The following is an 18,763-nucleotide window of genomic DNA, read 5'->3' on the forward strand; positions in this document are numbered from 1 at the left end:
ATACAACTATATGCTAAAATTTCAAATATGATCAAGTGCGACCTGCATATCCACAGCAAATATTCGTTCGACGGCATGGCCGATCCCAAGAAGATCGTCGATCTGGCCGTTAAGCGCGGGATTCAATGCATTGCCGTCGCCGACCACGGCAACATCAACGGTTCGTTAAAAGCCGCCGAATACGCCAAAAAAAATAATCTGCCCATTCTCATTATAATCTCTGAAGAGGTTAAATCCAAATCCGGCGATATCCTCGGGCTTAATATCAAAGAATCGATCCCCGACCACTTATCGGCCGAAGAATCGATCGCGCGCATCCACGGCCAAGGCGGCCTGGCCATCGTGGCCCACCCTTTCGGGTTGTGGTGCGGCTTTAAAGACAATCTGGAAAATTATCTTGGCCAAATCGACGGCATTGAAATTTTAAACTCTTCGGTATTCAGCGGCAACGAAACCGCGGCGGCGTTCGCGAAAAAGCACAACCTGCCGTTTACCGCCGGCTCCGACGCGCATTTTGCCAACCATTTCATCGGTAAAACTTGGCTGGAATTGCCGCTTGATTATTCGCCAACTCTCACCGCGGAAACGGTTATCGCCGCGATCAAACAAAAAAAAGGCGCGGCTGGCGGCAAAATGGCCTCGTTTATCGAAAAAGCCATCGACCACCCTTTCCGCACCCTGGCGAAACTGAAAAGTTTAGTAAAAAAATAAGTAAATTGCTTTGAATTGCGAAACGCTTTGCATTTTGGGGTCGTTCCCCTGTGTAATCACAGGGGTGCGACCCCTTCAATAGTATTTGGATTTAATAGTTTCGTAATTCAAAGTAAATTAAAAATTTACAAAATTTAACTTTCCAAAAAATTTTCCGTAAGTAACGCTTTATTTTAAGTTCAAATTTATCAATTTTTTCCAAAAATGAAATTTATGGAATATACTCCATAAATTTAAAATTCAACCGCCGGACACATTTTCAAAATGCGAGAGCTTGAATTTGGGGCCGAGGAGTTTTTGCACCAACATTGAACGGTCGTCGGGCAAAAGCTCCACGGCAATCACATCGATTTGCCATTTGGAATTAAGCGGAATTCGATTCTTTATCAGCCACATTTCCGCGGCTTTGGCGATCTTCCATTTTTTCGTTTCATTAACTTTATCCTGCGCCAAAAATTTGTTGTTGGCTTTGATGGTCTTCACCTCCACGAACGCGAAAACATCGCGTTTTTTGGCAATAATATCCACTTCGGCGATTTTGGGACCGTGCGACGCGCGCAAGAAATAATTTCTCTCCAAAATTCGGTATCCCCTGCTTCGCAGATAATCCGCCGCGATTTTTTCACCCCGCGCCCCGGTTATTTTGGTATTTGCCATATTCATTGTCAAGCCGGACTTTCAAGCGCCGGGTATTTACCAAGGAAATCGTAAAATATATCGCCACAACCAAAATAATAATGGCGATAAACGCCGCCAAGCCGATGAAATTGTTATAGGCTTCCCACCACGGTTTCCCGAAAAAATCCTGTTTCACGGCCGGTAAAACCGACAATGTCCGCAAAAACCGGCCCGGCGATAAATTTTCGGCCTTTCCTATCGCCAAAACATAATTACCGCTGTTGCCCGAATTATAAACCTCAACCCGATAATTTCCGGCGGACGCCGGCACTTCATATTCCGGCCCTTTAACATAATAATCGTTGGCAAACGGTTCGTATGCCACCAGCCAAACCGCATCGTCGCTGTTTAATGCCGCCAGTAATTTCCCGTCTTTATAAACTTTTGCTGAAAAATCCTGCCGGGCGCCGTCGGCTTGCGGCGACAACAAATTCAAATACAACAAGAACCGTTTGGCCGAATCGATCGAATAAACCGCCGGCTTGCCTTGCAGCCAGCCATAATAAGTTTTAGAAATTTCCGGCTCATCGACCGTGATCCCGGAATTACTCCCCGCCATATAAGGCAAATACGCCGAAGCCGGCGCGGCCATGGCAAAAAAACAAACAAAGATCGCCAACGGCAAAAATCTTTTTCCCATATGATTACAGGATACCAAAATCGCGTTTATTGACAAATGGGTCTGTTGCCGAATTGGCTTCAGAACGAAATTTTCAGTTTTCGAGCGAAAAGAATGAAGAATGAGGAGGCATATTTAAGCTAAATCCGGCGGCGAATGATGAATTCTTTGCCGCCGAAAAATGGAAATTGCGGTTGACAACAGACCCAAACAGCCGTTATTAAAAATATATTCCATTTTATAGCGGCATTTTTTACGCTATAATGATTTTGTATTTGGTTCTATATTCTAAATTACGCCCCAATGAACGCAACAAAAAAACTGGCCGCCGCGTTATTCTTTCTCATTGTCGCTTCGTCGTTCACGATAACCGGCCTGGCCAAAGAAAGAAAAATCTCCGCGACCGGCGACGACCGCAAAACCCCCGCGTTTGTTTTGTATTACGGAAACGGCTGTCCCCATTGCGAAATCGTCGAAGAATATCTTGATCAAAACGACCCGGAAAATAAACTGGGTGTTGTTCAAAAAGAAATTTGGAACAATCCGGCGAATAAAAACGAAATGGTTGAACTCGCGCGCGCCTGCGGCCTGGATATGGGCAAATTGGGCGTGCCGATGCTCCAAGACGAAGAAACCGGCAAATGCTATGGCGGCCAGACCGACAAAGGATCGGATGAGATCATAAATTTCTTGGCACGGAACAAATAACACGATGTTAAAAAAAACTTCATTATTTCTGGCTTTGTTCGCGGGATTGGCCGCCGCGCCGAAAACGCTGGCGGTTTGTCCGGCTTGCACCGTGGCCGTGGGCGCGGGCATCGGAATGTCGCGCTGGCTGGGAATCGATGACTCGATCACCGGCTTGTGGCTGGGCGGATTTTTGCTGTCAATCAGTTTGTGGACCATCGACTGGCTGGACAGAAAAAAAATCCGTTTCTTGTTCAAGAAATTTTTCGTGATTCTGGCTTACTACGCGTCCGCGATCGTGCCGCTCCATTACGCCGAAATCATCGCCGATCCAACGGCATTCGCTTGTTCCTGCGCCAGCGATAAATTGATGCTTGGGATTATCGAAGGCACGGCCGTGTTTTTCTTCGCCGCCAAACTGTACGAATTTCTGAAACAGCGCAACAACGGCCATGCCCATTTCCCCTTTGAAAAAGTGGCTTTCCCGGTTGCGTTTTTGCTTGTTTTCACCATACTTTTCTATTTACTAACCAAATAAACAATGGAAACAAAAAATGCCGGCCCGATCAAAAATTTGGATGAATTCGTCGCCAAATTCGACGAAATGAAAAAAAAGGACAAGATGGATTTGTCCAGCGATCAAGACCTGACCGTGGCCATCATGAATTTGATCGGTATTGAAGAACATTTCTTTTTTACCGCCGAGAAAACCGGCAAAAAAGAATACTATGATTTCCTTTATGAAGTGCGCGAGATGCGCAAAGAGTTGCTAAAGAAAATCGTGGGCGAACCCGAAGGCGAAATTTGGTGCATCTCCAAGCACCTGCTGGCCGCCTCCTACCGCCTGATGGAAGTGGGTACCAAACAACTGACGCTTGGCAAGAAAGAAGAAGCTTACCGGCTTTTTGAAAAATCTTTCAAGTGCTACACCCTCTTCTGGGGTTTGAATATGGGCGTTTTAAAAACCGGCGACATAAAAAAAATCGACGACGAAGCGATCAACAAACACGACGATAATCCCCGCGGTTTCATGGGCAAACTCGGCGCCATGGTCAAAAAAGCCATCAACTGTTGCATTGAATAAATTGGGTTCTTGCGTCGGGGCATTAGTCCCTCGCGGCCGGATTGCCGGCCGATGTTTCAAATGATCGTTCCCGCCTCAAGCAAACCAAAAAATACCGCCATGCGATTATTCCGCGCCCCGAATCTTTTTTTCCAAATTCTTCAATTCATCGGCAAATTCCCCCATCGAGATCCGGTATGCCAGATAATTCGGAAACGCTATTTCGGTTCCCGACGGCAATTTTATTTTTATTCCTCCATTTTTCTCCGGCGCCGGCGAAACTTTATTTTCCTGTTCGTCGAAACCGCCGCCTAAAACATTCTGCGGCTCTTCGCTTTCCGGCGCGCCGCCGATTTCCGGGACATCCAACCGCCCGTCTCTGGCGATTCCGGCGAAATTTATCGTTTCAACAAAATTGGCCGCGGCAATCGCCGCGGCCTTTTGCGTTATCCCATAATCCGCGGTCAATACCGCTCCCAAATTATTGGGCAAAAAATCGCCGGCAAATCGCGCGACCAGCGCCCGGTAAAGCGCCGGTTGCAGCGCCGCGGCGCCGATTTCGATAACGCAATTTTCTTCAGGATATTTAAAAATCGCCCGGGCGCGGACGGTAACCGAATAACGCCCGGCGAAACGCGACAATAATCCAAAATGAACCAGCGCGCCCACCTTGCCCGAAACCGCGCCGGAAAACGAAGCATAACCCAATCCCTGCGCCAGCGCGGCGCGCGAATGCGGCCCCGCTCCCAGATTTTCATAGATTTTCTTGGCCGCCTCGACCGCCCGCGGCAGAGACAGCAACGGATACGCCGCGCTGCGGGATTTTTTCGCGGTCAAATTCCGCGCTTTAAATTGTTTTCCACTGTTTTTGACCATTATCAATAATTTTATCTTTTTTTATCTTATCAAAACCAACTCCGGAGCGCAAATTATAAAATCCGCTATGTCTTACAACCAAAATTCGCTTCAATCCCCAACTCCAACCACTTTTCCACAGGGTTGAGGATAAAATAATTATTTTTATCTTATTTTAAGATAAAATATGGAAACCAACCATGTGATTTGCCTGTGGATAAAACAAAAACCGCCGGTGATGGCGGAGCACGAAACCATATTTCAAGGTCATCTAATCAATGCCTGCATCAACACAACCCCTTTGAAAAAGCGCTTGCACTGCGTAGCTTTAGCGAAGCAGTGGACCTGACCGGGCTCGAACCGACGACCTCTTCGATGCCATCGAAGCGCTCTACCAACTGAGCTACAGGCCCATTATAATTTTGGGTATTTCCAAAAGTTCCCTTACAATATCCGCGGAAAAATAATCAATGCGGCAAACGCCCTTATATTCTAATTTTTTTGACGGTTTGTCAACCGTCCTTGGATCGATCCTTGCCTCATAAAATTGGTTTAAGGGTATTTTTGTAATATTCGCCCAAAAATGTTCCAATTTTTGAATATTTTGATCTGCCCTGCATTGAACTGTGCAACGAAATTTTTTTTCATCCAATTTATAAACCCTTCTTAACAAAGATAAAAATAAACCGATCGTTAAGGGATCTGAATTTCCAAAATACAAACAGTGCCTTACATTTTTTCCGCCTTCCCCCAGATACAACATCGCCAGCGCGATTTTCGCGGTATCCGCGCTTTTTATCACATCTGGCAGATGCCGATTAATTTCTCTATACCTTTCAATTTTCCGCTCTATTTTTTTATGGATGGCAATCACGGCGAATTTTCGCGCCTTTTGCAATGTAAACAACTTATACGCGGTCAACTTTTTCCCATAGCCAGACGGCAAAGGTATATCTTTGCACCATCCCGAGAGTGTGCTTTTGGGAATTTTAACATCTAGCAAACCGCATATTTCTTTATATGTTTTCCCATCTTTTCGCAATTTGATCGCTTGTTCTCTAAATTGTTTATGCATTGATAATATCGTACCATAGATTTTATCAATGTGGAATGAATTCAATTTTTCTATCAAAACAAAAAACGCATTCCGACGCTAATCGTCAATTTTCAATAAATCAAATTTGTGGTGGGACGCCAATCCCACGATTAGTGCAGTGCCCCTGCCAGGAATCGAACCTGGATCTAGAGCTTAGGAGTCTCTCGTTCTATCCATTGAACTATAGGGGCGGATACCTCCCGCCTGCCGGCGGGATAATTTTCAATTTTCAATTTTCAAATAAATACAAACAACGCGAGTCAAGGGAAGCTTAGCAAAAAAATGGCTTGTTGGCAACGAAATTAGGTGATAAAATGGCTGATAATCCGATAATCCAAAACAAATGCCAAAACAAAGAATAACCCGCTCGCCGATCGTTTCGGTTGCCAAGAAAGTGTGTCCGGCGGTAATCACCATTGTCGTCTCCAAAGATGTTTCCAAAGTGGAAGGATTTTATTTTGTGCCGCTGGGAGACCAGCAAACCGTAATTCCCAAGATCAACAATTCCAAAGAAAAAACCAAGATCGGCGGCGGATCGGGATTCGTCATTTCGCCGGACGGATATATTCTCACTTGCTCGCATGTGGTTGACGATGTCGATGCCAGCTATACCGCGATTATCGACCCGGAGCATAAATATGCCTGCCAAGTTCTGGCCAAAGACCCGCTAATCGATGTAGCGATTCTAAAAATCAACGCCGAACGGTTGCCAAGTTTAACAATGGGAAATTCGACAAAAATACAACTGGGCGAAGATGTGCTGGCCGTGGGCAATCCCATGGGAGAATTCGACGATACCCTATCAGCCGGCATCGTTTCCGGTTTGAGCCGCAAAATCACCGCCTATGGCGGAAGCAAAATGCAGGAAACCAGCCTCCGCGGCCTGATCCAAACCGACGCAGCCATCAACCCGGGAAATTCCGGCGGGCCGCTGGTGAATATGAACGCCGAAGCCATCGGCATCAATACCGCCATGGTTATGGGCGCGCAAAATCTGGGATTTGCCATCCCGGTCAACTATGCCAAAAAGATGCTTGACGAAGTTCTCAAATACGGCAAATTAAAACGGCCGTTCATGGGTATCCGCTATGTGATCCTCAATGCCGAAATCACGCAGGCCAACAAGCTTCCGGTTGACTACGGCGCCTTGATCGTGCGCGAAACATTCGGCGAACCGGCGGTGATCCCGGGAAGCGCCGCGGACCTCGCCGGGTTGAAAGAATATGATATCATTTTGGAATTCGGCGGCCAAAAAATCTCCAATGAACGGCTGTTAACCGATATTCTGCAAGATTGCAAAATCGGAGACGAAATTCCAATAGCGGTGATGCGCGACGGCAAGATCATCAAACTTGGCATCCGATTGCTGGAAAAAAAGAGCTGCTAGAATTTTCCCGCAACATAAAAAACGGCCTTAACCCAAGGCCGTTTTTAAATATCCAACTATTGCTGTTGCCTTGCCAATTTGGGCGCGACAATCGCCAGGTAAATGGCGGACAATCCAACCAGATCGTAAACGATTTTGGCAACAATCGGCGCCGCGCCGAATAATTGCGCCACCAAATCATAATCAAAAAGGCCGAATAATCCCCAATTCAAACCTCCCGCGATCACCAAAACAAGAGCCGCAATGTCGAGCCAATTAAGTTTCATAAATTTAAAAAACATTAATGAATTTAATAATACCCGACCTTTCGATTATTGTAATATATTCTTGATTTCTGACAATGATTTGATTTTTTTCCATGCGATTTTTTCCAATTCCCGATCATAAGGATAAATCGCGATTCCATGCCCGGTGAGCTTAAAAGCTTCAATGTCGTTTCGGCTGTCACCGACAAAAATTACTTGCCGGTCCGGCACATCCAGCTTCCGCGAAAGTTCTTTTATTTGTCTGGCTTTCGTCGGCCCTTGTTCGCGGCCGTAATTGATTTTCGCGAGCGCTCCGCTATTGTCAAAATCGAATGACGCATGGCCAAAAAAACCATCCGCTTCCACCTTTTGCGCGACAATATCCAGATAAAGATCGATGCTTCCTGAAATCAAATACACTCCATAGCCCGACTGCTTGAGATAATCAACCGTTTCTTTTGCGTCATCCCTTAAAGAGATTTTATTGAAAATATCTTGAATATTTTGTTTGGAAGCTTTGCCGCTCTCAAAATACATTTTTTCAAGACAATCGACGCCTTCCTCAAACGGCATCGAACCATTTTCGGTTTTTTCATATATTTCAACCACCTTTTCAACCGGGCAACCCAAATTACCGGTAAGAAACGCCCACGAAGATTTGTTTTCGGTCAATGTTCCGTCAACATCAAAACAAATCAGTTTTTTATTAGACATATTATTCAAAATATTTTAAAATTTCCGCGCAAGAATCGGACCGCGCCGCTCCCTGTCCGGCGCGCGGCATAATCAATATCTTTTCAACCGCCGCGACGATTTCATCCGGCGCAAGCGCCAACACGCCATAGCCGTATTTGGCAATAAACTCCGCGTTGCGTTCTTCCTGGCCCGGAATCGGATCGGTCATAATTATCTTCCTGCCAAGCACCAGACACTCCGAAATCACCAATCCCCCGGGCTTGCTGATCACCGCGTCGGCAATTTTCATATATTCGTCGATGCGGTTGGTCCAATTAACCAATTTAAAATTTTTTCGCGGCGGGATTTCATTTTTGATTTTTTTATAAAGATCATTATTGCCGCCGCAAACCATTACCAAATTTATTTTTTCTTCGCGTTCCAGCAACCCTTTGATAACCGGAATTACGAAATCCTTTGACAAGCGGCTGATGAATGTCACCGTTTTAAAACCATTGCCAAACCCAAGCTTGCGTTTCAAGCCGCTTTGATCGTAGCGGCCGTAAAATTTCTGGCCGACGGGTATGCCGGTAACGGCAATTTTTTGTTCGTCCACGCCCACCCGGATCAAATCGTTCTTAACTTCGGGAATCGCCACGAAATACCGGTCGATCAGCGGCACATTATAATAAGAGTGGCCATGGTAATCGGTGACCACAACCGCCATCGGTATTTGAGGATAAATTTCGCGGCACACCGGCGCCACCATGGGCGCGGGGATGACATTGGTGAAAATAACTCCGTCCACGGCTTGCCTTCTTAAATAACGGCCAATGCGGCGCCGGAACAATCTCTGGAATCCGTTCGCTTTGCGAAACGCCGAAGAAACCATCTCTTTGTCGAATGTTTCATAAACCGCGCCCCAAATCGTTGGCAAACGGTCGTTGGTAATGTCATAAAAAATTTCGAAAAATTTGCCGAGTCCCGGTTCGATCTCGCAAAGGTCGACATGCCTGATCTTAAAATCCGGCAAATTATTTTTGGCATAGTCTTTCAACGCCTCCGCGGCTTTAATATGGCCCCACCCGGTTTTCATTGAGATCGCCAAAATCTTTTTCATATTCTTCTAAAAAATAACGGCGTTATTGTTTTTGTAATGATTCGCAAATTTTAAAAAATCTTGCGACCTTCCCCGCCACAAACAATCAGTTTTCCGCAACAACTAACCTTTTACACAAGATTTTTTAAAATTTGCGTGAGCCCCATTACAAAAACAATAACGCCGCGCCCGCGTCACCCATGTCGGTCGATTTTCTCCCTTTCTTCCAAATACAACATCAAATCGGCATCCTCTTTTTGATCAATTCCATTCACGGAAAATTTCACCGGACGGTTGAATATCTTGCGCTTGGTTTCTTTGACGCGGTTTACCACTTCCTTGTTGAGCAAGTGTTCCACATCTTCATCTTTCCAAGTCTCGGCCAGCAACTGCCGCCGCACATATTCAAACGACATCGTCCAAAATAACTTGGTCTTGGCGGCGCGATTATCCGCGATAAAATAAACCCTCCCCCAGTAAAGCCGGTTTTTTATATCCGTCTTGAATTTTTCCTTAATTATTTTCATCTTAATTCCGCCGCGATTAGTAATACACTGCTAATTAAATTACCCCTCTATTTTATTCTTCCCCTTCTCCACCGCCGCGAAATAATTCTTCCGATCTAAAATTAAAAGTAAAAATACAACAAATACCAATACTAACGGCCAAATCAAAAATATATTTTCCAAATGTATTTCGTCGAGCGGGGTATGAACCCCGCACGACGACCAAAGGGGGCACCCCTTTGGAATCCTCTTGGTGCACCCCGGGGCAAAGCCCCGAGGTATTGCACTCAATAAATATTATTATTTAATTTTCTATGATGCAATTTTTGTTTTAACGGGAATTTGGATTTTGTATGATGTCTTATCCATTGAATATTTTTAAATTATTTTGCGCCCATTTCCTCCTTAATCTTATCCGCAAGAATCATTTTAACCAAAGATTGATATGGCACATCCCGCTTATTGGCGATTTCTTTTAATTTAACAATCATATTTTCCGGCAAACGAATGGAAATTGCGCGAGTGGAAAATTTCAAATTGGAAAATTGGGCATCGGTTTTTGCCGCGCTCCAATCAATATAATCGCCACTGTCGTTTTTAGCCCAAAACTCCCGCTCTTCATCTTGGGATTTAAATTTCGGGATAACTTTAAGTTTTTTATTTTTACCGTTCATATTGTTTCAAGTAAATGTCCCTTTCGTTTTTGTTCATCGAGCGGGACGATATAACGCGTATTTTAAAATTTCTAATCGTAAACACTTCAAATAAAAATCTGCTTTCGTTGGTACGGCCAAGGGCGTAAAAACGCTTTTCGCCATCCAACGAATGTTTGTCGTCCGATTGGATCAAAAGCGGCCGATTGGCAAATATCTCCTCGCATTCCCAATGTCAAATGATAATAGAAATGTCATACCCTGAATTTTTTTAGAAATGTCATACTTGGAAAAATTTTTAGAAAATTTCGCTTTCAAGAAAATACCTTTTCGTATTCTTCCAGCTTGGCAAACTTTCCGCGCCAGGGATGGTTCGGCGCCGGAGTGCGCGCCTTGCTCGCCGCAATAGCCACCGGCAGCGGCTCAGCCGCCTTTTGCGGCTTGGCCGGCAAAAGCTTGAAATTCAAGTATTTGCCGCGCAATCTGATCGCCAGCGATCCGTCAAGCCGTTCTTCAACCAGCGCTTTTTCTTGCCGCCGGATTGTTAATGGCTGTTCTTTGCTTAATTGATACCAATGATTTTTGAATTGAATGGTAAAGTCATTTTTCACTTGCCGGGTTGACTGGACCGAGAATATCGCGTCCAAATTCGATAATTCCTTGTCGGTCAGTTTGCGATGCAGATCGGTCTTGATTTTGGGAGCGACGGCGAATCTTTTGCCGTAGTCGCCGGCCCAGAATTCTTCCAAAAACTCATTGGCTTCTTCAACAGTGGAAATGTTTTGCAAGCGCAATTCCTTTACCAGCCGGTCTTGGAAGGTGCCGAAAGGATTCTCCACCCGGCCTTTGGCTTGCGGACTGTGGGCGGTGATCAGGGCAATATCCAATTCTTTGCAAGCCCTTTGAAATTGCGTTAACAGCTCATGATTGTCTTTGGCGTTCTTGTGGTTGATTTTGTAAGTGCTGAATTTGTCCAAGTAGATGGCAATCGGCTTGCCGTATTTTTGAATGTATTCCTTCCAGTAGGCAAAGACATCTTGAATGCCTTCGCTTGTGCCGAGTTTGAGCTTGACCGGCTTGCCGGTGGCATCGTCAATGCCGGAGAGCAGGCAAAATTCCCCGCCGCGACCTTCAAACCAGAAATGGTAGCAACCGTCAAACTGGATCATCTCGCCGAAACTGTCCTTGCGTTCCCTTTGGGAGCGATATTGTTTGTTGCGCTTTCGTTTTTTGGGAATCCAGATTTTTTCTTTGATCATCAAGTTTCGCGTGGCGGCCGGGCCGATATCCAGACGATGGATTTCCACCAGCTTTTCATGGGCGAATACGGGACCGAAATCAGGGTAATTTGTTTCAATTATATCTTTGGCTTCTTGATACAATGCCGGATCGGTTTTGTGGTTGCTTTCCCTGCCTCTTAATTTGTGAATGATGCCTTTGGCGCCATTGGCGATTGTTCTTGCCTTCAAACGCTTTACCTGCCTTACCGACAGAGATAATTGCTTGGCCGCGTCCGTGCCGTTGATCAATTTGGCAATCAAATTCTTGATCACTTGATACTTGGCTAAATCTTTTTGCGTCATACCAATAATTTCTTTTTCCATGGTTGATGGGATTAATTTATTAATCCCATCATACCGCGAGGTATGACATTTCTATTATCACCGTACTATGACATTACTATTATTAAATGACATCCTCGCATTCCCAAAACAAAACTTTGTGTTTTGTCCAATTTTTATCAATATTGCCGCTATCCCAATCAAATCCCTGGATATCGCTAAAATCAAATTCATTCATTGTATATTATGATTATATACAAATACAAACTACTTTGTCAAGTCGCCATCCCTAGCTAACAACTTCCATTAGACACATTGCCGGAATCAAACCAATTAAAAAACTCATAAAGGCTGTTTTTGTTTTAATGGGAATTTTAATTTTGTTTGAGGTTTGGTTCATATTCAGTTTATAGAGGTCGCACCTTGCCGTAATCAGCAAGGTGCGACTTCCCAAATTCACAGCGGGGTGTTCCCGTGCTTGCGCTGAATCTTCTCTTCGCGCTTGGTTAATAACGATTCCAGCAATTTGGTCAGAATCGAACGGGTATCTTTGGGATTGATTACCATATCCACCTGGCCCATTTTCGCCGCTTCGAAAGCGCTGTTCAGCAGTTTCATTTCGTTGATTTTTTCCTGCTCGAATTTGGGCGCGTCATTGCGCTCCGCCAATTCGCGGCGGTAAATAATTCCCACCGCCTGTTCCGGCCCCATCACCGCGATCTGCGCCCCCGGCCAGGCAAGAACGCAATCGTAACCCAAAGCGCGGCTGGCCATGGCAATATACGCGCCGCCAAACGCCTTGCGGATAATCACGCTGATCTTGGGCACGCTGGCTTCGGCATAAGCGTACAAAACTTTGGCGCCATGGCGAATAATCCCGTTGTGTTCTTGATTGGCGCCGGGAAGATATCCGGAAGTATCAACCAAATTGACCAATGCGATGTTAAAGGAGTCGCACAACCGCACAAACCGCGCGATTTTGTCCGAAGAATCAATATCCAAAACTCCGGCCATCGTTTTGGGCTGGTTGGCCACCACGCCCGTGACATAACCGCCCAAACGGGCCAAACCAACGATCGCGTTAACCGCAAATTCCGGCTGGATCTCAAAAAATGAATTTTTATCGAAGATCTCTTCGATCACCGCTTTCATATCATAGCCTTTGCCGCCGTCTTCGGGAACAATGTCTAAGAGTTTGGCATTGTCCTCTTTTTCGAACAGCTCCGCCAAAATGCTTTTTGACCGCGGCGCGTCATCCATATTGTTCTGCGGCAAATAACCCAGAAGTTTTTTAACGCCGGCAAAACAGTCTTTCTCGCCGGCACAGCGGAATTGGGCGCAACCGCTTTTGGCGCAATGAGCGTTGGCTCCCCCCAGCGCGTCGAACGATACCTCCTCGCCGGTAACCTTTTTAATCACTTCCGGCCCGGTGATAAACATTTGCGAAATGCCGTCGACCATAAAAACAAAATCCGACAATCCCGGCGCGTAGCACGCGCCGCCGGCCGACGGCCCGACGATAACGCTGATTTGCGGCACCACCCCCGAAGCCTTGACCATCGCGTTGAATATCCCCGCGTAACCGTCCAGACTGGCGATGCCTTCCTGAATCCGCGCGCCGCCCGAATCAATGATACCGATTATCGGACAACCGATCTTGCGCGCCCGATCAATCACTTTAATAATTTTTTTGCCGTGCATTTCGCCCAACGAACCGCCGCCCACCTTGGTAAAATCCTGGCTGTAAACGCAAACCGGCCGGTTGTTGATTTTGCCAAAACCGGCGATCACCGCGTCGCCCGCGGCTCTCTTTTTGTCCAACCCAAAACGGGAAAATCTTGTTTCCGCGAACGGATCAAACTCCACGAATGTTTCCGGATCAATCAGCGCGGCAATCCTTTCCCGCGCCGCCATCTTCCCTTTTTGATGCTGCTTTTCGATCAATTCGGAGTTTTCCAACCCCTCCAAGTTTTTGTTTAATTGTTCGATTTCTTTTTCAAAATTCATTGTAATTAATTAAAATTTTATTAGCTGATCGTTTTAAATATCTGTTGCAACTGGCTTATACTATGCTCTAAAATTTGATTATTGTCAATGGTCTCGCCCAGTTCGATCTCAAGCGAAGTCGCATTCGCCAATTCCGCCGGAAACGCCCCGATATTGGTATTCACGCCAATCCCGATCACCGATGATTTCACTTCGCCCGCGATTATATTTTCCGTCAGAATTCCGCAAATTTTTTTGCCGTTAAGATACACATCGTTGGGCAGTTTTACGAACGGTTCCACTTCGAATCGGTCTTTGACGGTTTGAGCCACGGCGAACGCCGCCAAAATTGTCAAAATCCGCAAATCGTCAACATTGCTCTTGGGCAGAATCACGGAAAAATACAGCCCTCCTTGAGGCGAAAACCAAGCATTGCCTTTCCGGCCATAGCCGTTGTCTTGCTTTTTGGCGACAACAATGGTCCACGCCGCCGCCCCCCCAGCCGCCAGTTCCTTGGCCCTGACGCTGGTGGAATCCAGATTATCAAATTTTTTAATATCTAAATCCATAAAAATTATGCCAGAACGATAAGAATATCGCCTTCTTTGACTTTTTGATCTTTTGCGACTTTGATTTCTTTGATTTTGCCGCCGGTTTCCGATAAAATTTCATTTTCCATTTTCATCGCCGAAAGCGTAAGCAGTTTTTGCCCCAATTTTACGATATCGCCCGCGTTAACGGATATTTCCGAAATCGTCCCGGCCAAAACCGCTTTGACTTCTTTTGACGAAAGGTCTCTTTTGGGCAGGATTGCCTGCGGTACCACCGCCGCCGCCTGAACCGCGTCAAACGATCCGTACGAAAACTCTTTGCCGTTGACAACAACCTTCATGGCTTGTTCGCCTTGGTCAATGATTTCCACATCATAATCCTTGCCTTGATTGTTGAATTTGAATTTCATGGTTTTTGGCCCTTATTCTTCGGGGTTTGCCATCCGCCCGGATAAAACCCATTTTGAAACCGCCGGCTCATCGCCCAAAGATCCATTGAAATTTTTTATTTCCCGATATATCGCGCGCGCGATATCGGCAATCGCCTGTTCTTCGATCTCCTTGCGTCCGCAAACGACTTTTTTCTGCAAATACGGCTTGAGCATCAAATCCTGGACAATGCCGCTTTTCTCAATGAAATTAGTGTAAAAATTACCGCTGATGAAATCATCTTTTTCCAACAATAATTTGAAAAATGGAATCGTGGTGGCAACACCCTCGATAACGGTTTCGGAAAGCGCGCGGCGCAACTTGGTGATTGCCGAATCCCGATCCTTTCCGTACGCGATCACCTTTGCCAGCATCGAATCAAAATAGGGATAAACCTCCTGGCCGTCCTGCAAGAAACTGTGGACAAAAACCCCCTGGCCTTGCGGAGGGATGTATTTTGAAACCGCGCCCGGCGAAGGAATGAAATTTTTTCGCGGGTCTTCGGCGTTAACGCGCACCTCGATGGCCCATCCGCTCTGATAAACGCTTTCCTGGCCGAACGACAGCTGTTTGCCTTCGGCGATCCTGATCTGCTGCTCCACGATATCGATTCCGGTAACCGCCTCGGTAACCGGATGCTCAACCTGAATCCGCGGATTCACTTCCATAAAATAATAATTTTTGTCTTTATCCAGCAGAAATTCTATCGTGGCCGCGCCGCGATAACTCAAATATTGCGCGATCTTAACCGCCCAAGCGCCCATTTCGGCGCGCAAACGATCGTCAATCGCCGCGGAAGGCGATTCTTCCACCATTTTCTGGAACCGGCGCTGGATCGAACATTCGCGTTCGCCCAAATGCACCGCCTTGCGGCCGTCGCCCAAAACTTGGAATTCGATATGTTTGACTTCGGGCAAATATTTTTCCAGAAAAAAATCAATGTCGTCGAAAGCGCCCGCAATCTGCCGCTGGACTCCCAGCGACAGCGTCATCATTTCCTCATAATTCATCTGGCCGTTAACCACGCGAATACCCATCCCGCCACCGCCCCGCTGGGCTTTGATGATAAATGGCGGCTTGATGCGGTCGGCCCATTTGATCAAATCTTTTTTGCTTTTTATCGATTGGTCGGAGGCCGGAACCGTGGGAATGCCGATTTTTCTGGCGATTTTTTTGGCCTCGATTTTATCCTGCAAAGTCCGCAAGGTCTTAAAATGCGGCCCGATGAATTTTATCCGGCTGCGATCGCACATCAAAGCGAATTGCCAGTTCTCCGACAAAAAACCATAACCCGGATGGATGGCGTCGACTTTGGCCTTTTTGGCGATCGAAATTATTTTTTCTTTATCGAGATACCCCGCCGAACCTTCTTTCTCAAGATAATAAAATTCATCGGCCAATGATGTTTCCAAAAAATTTTTTTCCTGGCCGGGCATCGGGCACAAAACCACGGTTTTAATGCCCATTTCACGGCATGTCCGCAAAATGCGCAAAGCGATTTCTCCCCGGTTGGCAATAAGAATTTTTTTAATTTCCATTTTCTTTTAACAATTTCCGCACCTCATCTTCAATCCGTCCGGAAACACCGGCGCAAAGTTTGCGGTATTCGAACGACTCCTTGTCCATTTTTCCCGCGGCCGCGATTTCAGGACCGAAAATCAACGGTTTGCCGATATTTATTCGCGCCGCTTTTCTGAATTTCAACCGGCCATGGGGCGGCATCAATTCCTGGGTTCCCTCGATGGCCACCGGCAAAACGGGAACGCCGCTGTCCAAATGCAATTTGCCTACGCCTGATTTGAAATTGCGCATTACTCCGTCATACGCCCTCCCGCCTTCCGGATAGATCACCACGCAATATCCGCGGCCAAGCATTTTTATCGCCGTCGCGACCGCGTCTTTCTTTGATTGATCGCTTTTGCGGTCGATCGGAATTATCCCGCCGTAAAAATAAATAATGTTGCGCCACAATTTTTTAAAACCCGCGTACTGGTCGACTTGGGCGATGAAAGTAAATCTGCGCGGCGTGGTGATATAGCCGCTCATAAACCAGTCCATATGGCTCAAATGATTGGAAGCCAAAATAAAGTTGCCCTTGGGAATATTATTCCCGCCCTTGATGTCTTTGATCAGCAAATTCCTGACCGCTCCCCCAAGCAACATTCGCGATAAAGTTGAAACGAAAGTATTCATCGAAAAAATTTAAAATTAAAATTCCACAAAAAATTTTGCCTTAATTTTACATTTTGATTTTTCAATTTTAATCTTTTAACAATTCTCTAACCGCTTCCTCAACCTTTTTGGCAACATCAACGCAAAGCCCGTAATAGGCTTGCGATTTCTTGTCCAGCAATTCCGCCGCCTTCCTTTCTTTGGCAAAATCAAGAGGTTTGCCGATTTTTATTTTTACGATTCTTTTCGCCCTGAATTTCTCCCCCGGCGCCATCAACTCATAAGTGCCAAAATGCGCCACCGGCAAAACGGGAACGCCGCTCTCCAGATGAAACCGGCCCACGCCCGGCTTGAATTCGTGCAATTTGCCGTCGCGCGACCGCGTGCCTTCCGGATAAACTACCAAGCAATAACCTCTTTTAAGTATTGTTTGCGCGGCCATCGCGGCTCTCTTTTTTGATTCGTGATCGTTGCGGTCAACCGGAATCACCTGGACCCACCAATAAATCAAGTCGCGCAAAAATCCTTTGATCCCGGTCATTTTATCCACTTGACCGATAAAAGTGAATCGCCGCGGCGTCAGAATCGCGCCGTCAATCAGCCAATCAATATGGCTCAAATGGTTGGCCGCGTAAATAAAATTCCCTTTAGGAAAATTTTCCCGGCCTTCCACTTCCTTGACAAACATCCTTTTAATGCATTGCCCGGGGAAAAGCCACGCGATCGTTGAAACCGTCTTTTCCATCTTTTTATTTTACCAAATCCGCCGCCGCCGACAGAATTTTTTGGGTATCGGCAATAATTTCGTCAACAATCTCCCGGCAAGTTTTTATTTCTTTGATCCCTCCCGCGCAAGTGCCGCACAATAGCGGCGACAAATCGGCGTTCGCGCCGCCTTTGTTGCCGGCGAACCGTTCAGATTTGATTTCTTCGGGGAACGGATTTTTTTCCTCGATCTTGCGCACCGATTCAACGAATTTGTTATTGATCATCCGTACCGGATGGCCGGTAAAACGCGCCACCACCGCGATATTCTCATCGGCGGCGTTAATCACCGCCTTCTTATAGCTTTCGCTCACCTGACACTCGGTCGCCGCCAAGAATCGGGTGCCGATCTGTACGCCATCGGCGCCCAAAACCATTGCGGCGGCCATTGCCCGTCCGTCGCAAATTCCGCCGGCGGCGATCACCGGAATATCTTTAACCATTCCGGCGGCCTGCGGCACCAAACACATTGTCGTGCTTTCGCCGATATGCCCGCCGGATTCAAGCCCCTCCACCACCACCGCGTCCGCACCCGCCTGCTCCATTTTCACCGCCAAACGCGCGTAAGGCACCACGGGAATAATTTTAACGCCCGCCTGTTTCAAAAACGGCATTAACGACACCGGGTTGCCGCCGCCGGTGAACACAACCGGAACTTTATTGGCAATGATCGCCTTGACCAGTTCGGAAACATTCGGGTTTTGCAATAAAAGGTTCACGCCAAACGGCTTGCCGGTCAACAGCTTGGTTTTTTTAATTTCTTCATCCAGCCAAGCGGCCGACGCGAATCCCGATCCGATCACGCCCAACCCCCCGGCATTGGAAACCGCGGAAGCCAGAACCGATTCCGAAACGCCCGCCATGCCGCCTTGGATGACCGGATACTTGATATTCAAAAGTTTTGCGAGTTTATTGTTTTCAAACATATTCCAAATTAAAAATGTAAATATCAAAAATCAGTTTGGTGGGCAGTTTTACTAAACTGATAATGACAATTTAAAATGTTAAAATGCCGCGTTTTAAA

At 46.4% G+C, this 18,763-nt stretch carries 25 protein-coding genes and 2 tRNA genes; 6 read left to right on the forward strand and 21 right to left on the reverse strand.

The window, feature by feature from the left end; all coding sequences use genetic code 11:
• Window positions 1-27: 27 nt before the first annotated feature.
• On the forward strand, window positions 28-711 hold the full coding sequence (locus L7H18_05130; protein UMX47793.1) for a PHP domain-containing protein: 684 nt from the start codon (window positions 28-30) through the stop codon (window positions 709-711).
• A 240-nt stretch (window positions 712-951) separates the two neighbouring features.
• Here the strand turns inward: L7H18_05130 and L7H18_05135 are convergent, their stop codons facing one another.
• On the reverse strand, window positions 952-1,368 hold the full coding sequence (locus tag L7H18_05135) for a YraN family protein (protein UMX47794.1): 417 nt from the start codon (window positions 1,366-1,368) through the stop codon (window positions 952-954).
• Window positions 1,334-2,029, reverse strand: coding sequence for a hypothetical protein (locus L7H18_05140; protein ID UMX47795.1), 696 nt, complete (start codon window positions 2,027-2,029; stop codon window positions 1,334-1,336). Before L7H18_05140 ends, L7H18_05135 begins: the two co-directional genes overlap by 35 nt.
• Window positions 2,030-2,311: 282 nt before the next feature.
• On the opposite strand from L7H18_05140, the gene L7H18_05145 reads away from it, so the two are divergent.
• Genes L7H18_05145 through L7H18_05155 form a run of 3 tightly spaced genes read left to right on the forward strand, consistent with a single transcriptional unit; the run spans window position 2,312 to window position 3,779 of the window.
• Window positions 2,312-2,716 carry a hypothetical protein gene (locus tag L7H18_05145; GenBank protein UMX47796.1) on the forward strand — a complete coding sequence of 135 codons (405 nt, stop codon included), beginning with the start codon at window positions 2,312-2,314 and terminating at the stop codon, window positions 2,714-2,716.
• Window positions 2,717-2,720: 4 nt separating this feature from the next.
• Window positions 2,721-3,233 carry a hypothetical protein gene (locus L7H18_05150; GenBank protein ID UMX47797.1) on the forward strand — a complete coding sequence of 171 codons (513 nt, stop codon included), beginning with the start codon at window positions 2,721-2,723 and terminating at the stop codon, window positions 3,231-3,233.
• Window positions 3,234-3,236: 3 nt separating this feature from the next.
• Window positions 3,237-3,779, forward strand: a complete 543-nt coding sequence (locus L7H18_05155) for a hypothetical protein (GenBank protein ID UMX47798.1) — start codon at window positions 3,237-3,239, stop codon at window positions 3,777-3,779.
• A 105-nt stretch (window positions 3,780-3,884) separates the two neighbouring features.
• Here the strand turns inward: L7H18_05155 and L7H18_05160 are convergent, their stop codons facing one another.
• Window positions 3,885-4,634, reverse strand: coding sequence for a hypothetical protein (locus L7H18_05160; protein ID UMX47799.1), 750 nt, complete (start codon window positions 4,632-4,634; stop codon window positions 3,885-3,887).
• 166 nt (window positions 4,635-4,800) lie between these two features.
• Between L7H18_05160 and L7H18_05165 the strand changes: the two genes are divergently transcribed.
• Window positions 4,801-4,962 (forward strand): hypothetical protein, encoded by a 162-nt coding sequence (locus L7H18_05165; protein UMX47800.1) that lies wholly within the window; start codon window positions 4,801-4,803, stop codon window positions 4,960-4,962.
• Here the strand turns inward: L7H18_05165 and L7H18_05170 are convergent.
• The 3 genes from L7H18_05170 to L7H18_05180 form a co-directional block, all read right to left on the reverse strand.
• Window positions 4,954-5,026: transfer RNA gene (locus L7H18_05170), tRNA-Ala, on the reverse strand. The two genes, L7H18_05165 and L7H18_05170, sit on opposite strands and share 9 nt — an antisense overlap.
• Window positions 5,017-5,688, reverse strand: coding sequence for a hypothetical protein (locus L7H18_05175; protein ID UMX47801.1), 672 nt, complete (start codon window positions 5,686-5,688; stop codon window positions 5,017-5,019). Before L7H18_05175 ends, L7H18_05170 begins: the two co-directional genes overlap by 10 nt.
• Before the next feature lie 140 nt (window positions 5,689-5,828).
• Window positions 5,829-5,900, reverse strand: a tRNA-Arg gene (locus tag L7H18_05180).
• A 152-nt stretch (window positions 5,901-6,052) separates the two neighbouring features.
• On the opposite strand from L7H18_05180, the gene L7H18_05185 reads away from it, so the two are divergent.
• Window positions 6,053-7,096 (forward strand): trypsin-like peptidase domain-containing protein, encoded by a 1,044-nt coding sequence (locus L7H18_05185; protein ID UMX47802.1) that lies wholly within the window; start codon window positions 6,053-6,055, stop codon window positions 7,094-7,096.
• 56 nt (window positions 7,097-7,152) lie between these two features.
• On the opposite strand, the gene L7H18_05190 is transcribed toward L7H18_05185, so the two are convergent.
• From L7H18_05190 to L7H18_05260, 15 genes are all read right to left on the reverse strand, one after another.
• On the reverse strand, window positions 7,153-7,362 hold the full coding sequence (locus L7H18_05190; protein UMX47803.1) for a DUF378 domain-containing protein: 210 nt from the start codon (window positions 7,360-7,362) through the stop codon (window positions 7,153-7,155).
• A 45-nt stretch (window positions 7,363-7,407) separates the two neighbouring features.
• The gene (locus tag L7H18_05195; protein UMX47804.1) at window positions 7,408-8,055 is read right to left on the reverse strand and encodes an HAD-IB family phosphatase; all 648 of its coding nucleotides are present in this window, start codon (window positions 8,053-8,055) and stop codon (window positions 7,408-7,410) included.
• A 1-nt stretch (window position 8,056) separates the two neighbouring features.
• Window positions 8,057-9,136: a glycosyltransferase gene (locus L7H18_05200; protein UMX47805.1), complete on the reverse strand. Its 1,080-nt coding sequence runs from the start codon at window positions 9,134-9,136 to the stop codon at window positions 8,057-8,059.
• Window positions 9,137-9,309: 173 nt separating this feature from the next.
• Entirely contained in the window at window positions 9,310-9,642 is a 333-nt protein-coding gene (locus tag L7H18_05205; protein UMX47806.1) for a hypothetical protein, read from the reverse strand.
• A 362-nt stretch (window positions 9,643-10,004) separates the two neighbouring features.
• The gene (locus L7H18_05210; protein UMX47807.1) at window positions 10,005-10,295 is read right to left on the reverse strand and encodes a BrnA antitoxin family protein; all 291 of its coding nucleotides are present in this window, start codon (window positions 10,293-10,295) and stop codon (window positions 10,005-10,007) included.
• The gene (locus L7H18_05215) at window positions 10,285-10,443 is read right to left on the reverse strand and encodes a BrnT family toxin (protein ID UMX48455.1); all 159 of its coding nucleotides are present in this window, start codon (window positions 10,441-10,443) and stop codon (window positions 10,285-10,287) included. Before L7H18_05215 ends, L7H18_05210 begins: the two co-directional genes overlap by 11 nt.
• Window positions 10,444-10,588: 145 nt before the next feature.
• The gene (locus tag L7H18_05220; protein ID UMX47808.1) at window positions 10,589-11,878 is read right to left on the reverse strand and encodes an ISNCY family transposase; all 1,290 of its coding nucleotides are present in this window, start codon (window positions 11,876-11,878) and stop codon (window positions 10,589-10,591) included.
• Window positions 11,879-11,960: 82 nt separating this feature from the next.
• Complete coding sequence (locus tag L7H18_05225; protein ID UMX47809.1) at window positions 11,961-12,074, reverse strand: BrnT family toxin; 114 nt, start codon at window positions 12,072-12,074, stop codon at window positions 11,961-11,963.
• A gap of 218 nt (window positions 12,075-12,292) precedes the next feature.
• Window positions 12,293-13,843 carry an acyl-CoA carboxylase subunit beta gene (locus L7H18_05230; GenBank protein UMX47810.1) on the reverse strand — a complete coding sequence of 517 codons (1,551 nt, stop codon included), beginning with the start codon at window positions 13,841-13,843 and terminating at the stop codon, window positions 12,293-12,295.
• Between the two features lie 20 nt (window positions 13,844-13,863).
• Window positions 13,864-14,391, reverse strand: coding sequence for a biotin--[acetyl-CoA-carboxylase] ligase (locus L7H18_05235; protein ID UMX47811.1), 528 nt, complete (start codon window positions 14,389-14,391; stop codon window positions 13,864-13,866).
• Between the two features lie 5 nt (window positions 14,392-14,396).
• Window positions 14,397-14,783 (reverse strand): hypothetical protein, encoded by a 387-nt coding sequence (locus L7H18_05240; GenBank protein UMX47812.1) that lies wholly within the window; start codon window positions 14,781-14,783, stop codon window positions 14,397-14,399.
• Window positions 14,784-14,795: 12 nt separating this feature from the next.
• The gene (locus L7H18_05245; protein ID UMX47813.1) at window positions 14,796-16,340 is read right to left on the reverse strand and encodes an ATP-grasp domain-containing protein; all 1,545 of its coding nucleotides are present in this window, start codon (window positions 16,338-16,340) and stop codon (window positions 14,796-14,798) included.
• Window positions 16,330-16,995, reverse strand: coding sequence for a 1-acyl-sn-glycerol-3-phosphate acyltransferase (locus L7H18_05250; GenBank protein UMX47814.1), 666 nt, complete (start codon window positions 16,993-16,995; stop codon window positions 16,330-16,332). Before L7H18_05250 ends, L7H18_05245 begins: the two co-directional genes overlap by 11 nt.
• Window positions 16,996-17,062: 67 nt before the next feature.
• Entirely contained in the window at window positions 17,063-17,719 is a 657-nt protein-coding gene (locus tag L7H18_05255; protein UMX47815.1) for a 1-acyl-sn-glycerol-3-phosphate acyltransferase, read from the reverse strand.
• Between the two features lie 4 nt (window positions 17,720-17,723).
• Window positions 17,724-18,665 carry a nitronate monooxygenase gene (locus L7H18_05260; protein ID UMX47816.1) on the reverse strand — a complete coding sequence of 314 codons (942 nt, stop codon included), beginning with the start codon at window positions 18,663-18,665 and terminating at the stop codon, window positions 17,724-17,726.
• Window positions 18,666-18,763: the final 98 nt, after the last annotated feature.

Source organism: Candidatus Nealsonbacteria bacterium DGGOD1a, from assembly GCA_022530585.1.
In the GTDB taxonomy this organism is placed as follows: domain Bacteria; phylum Patescibacteriota; class Minisyncoccia; order Minisyncoccales; family UBA5738; genus UBA5738.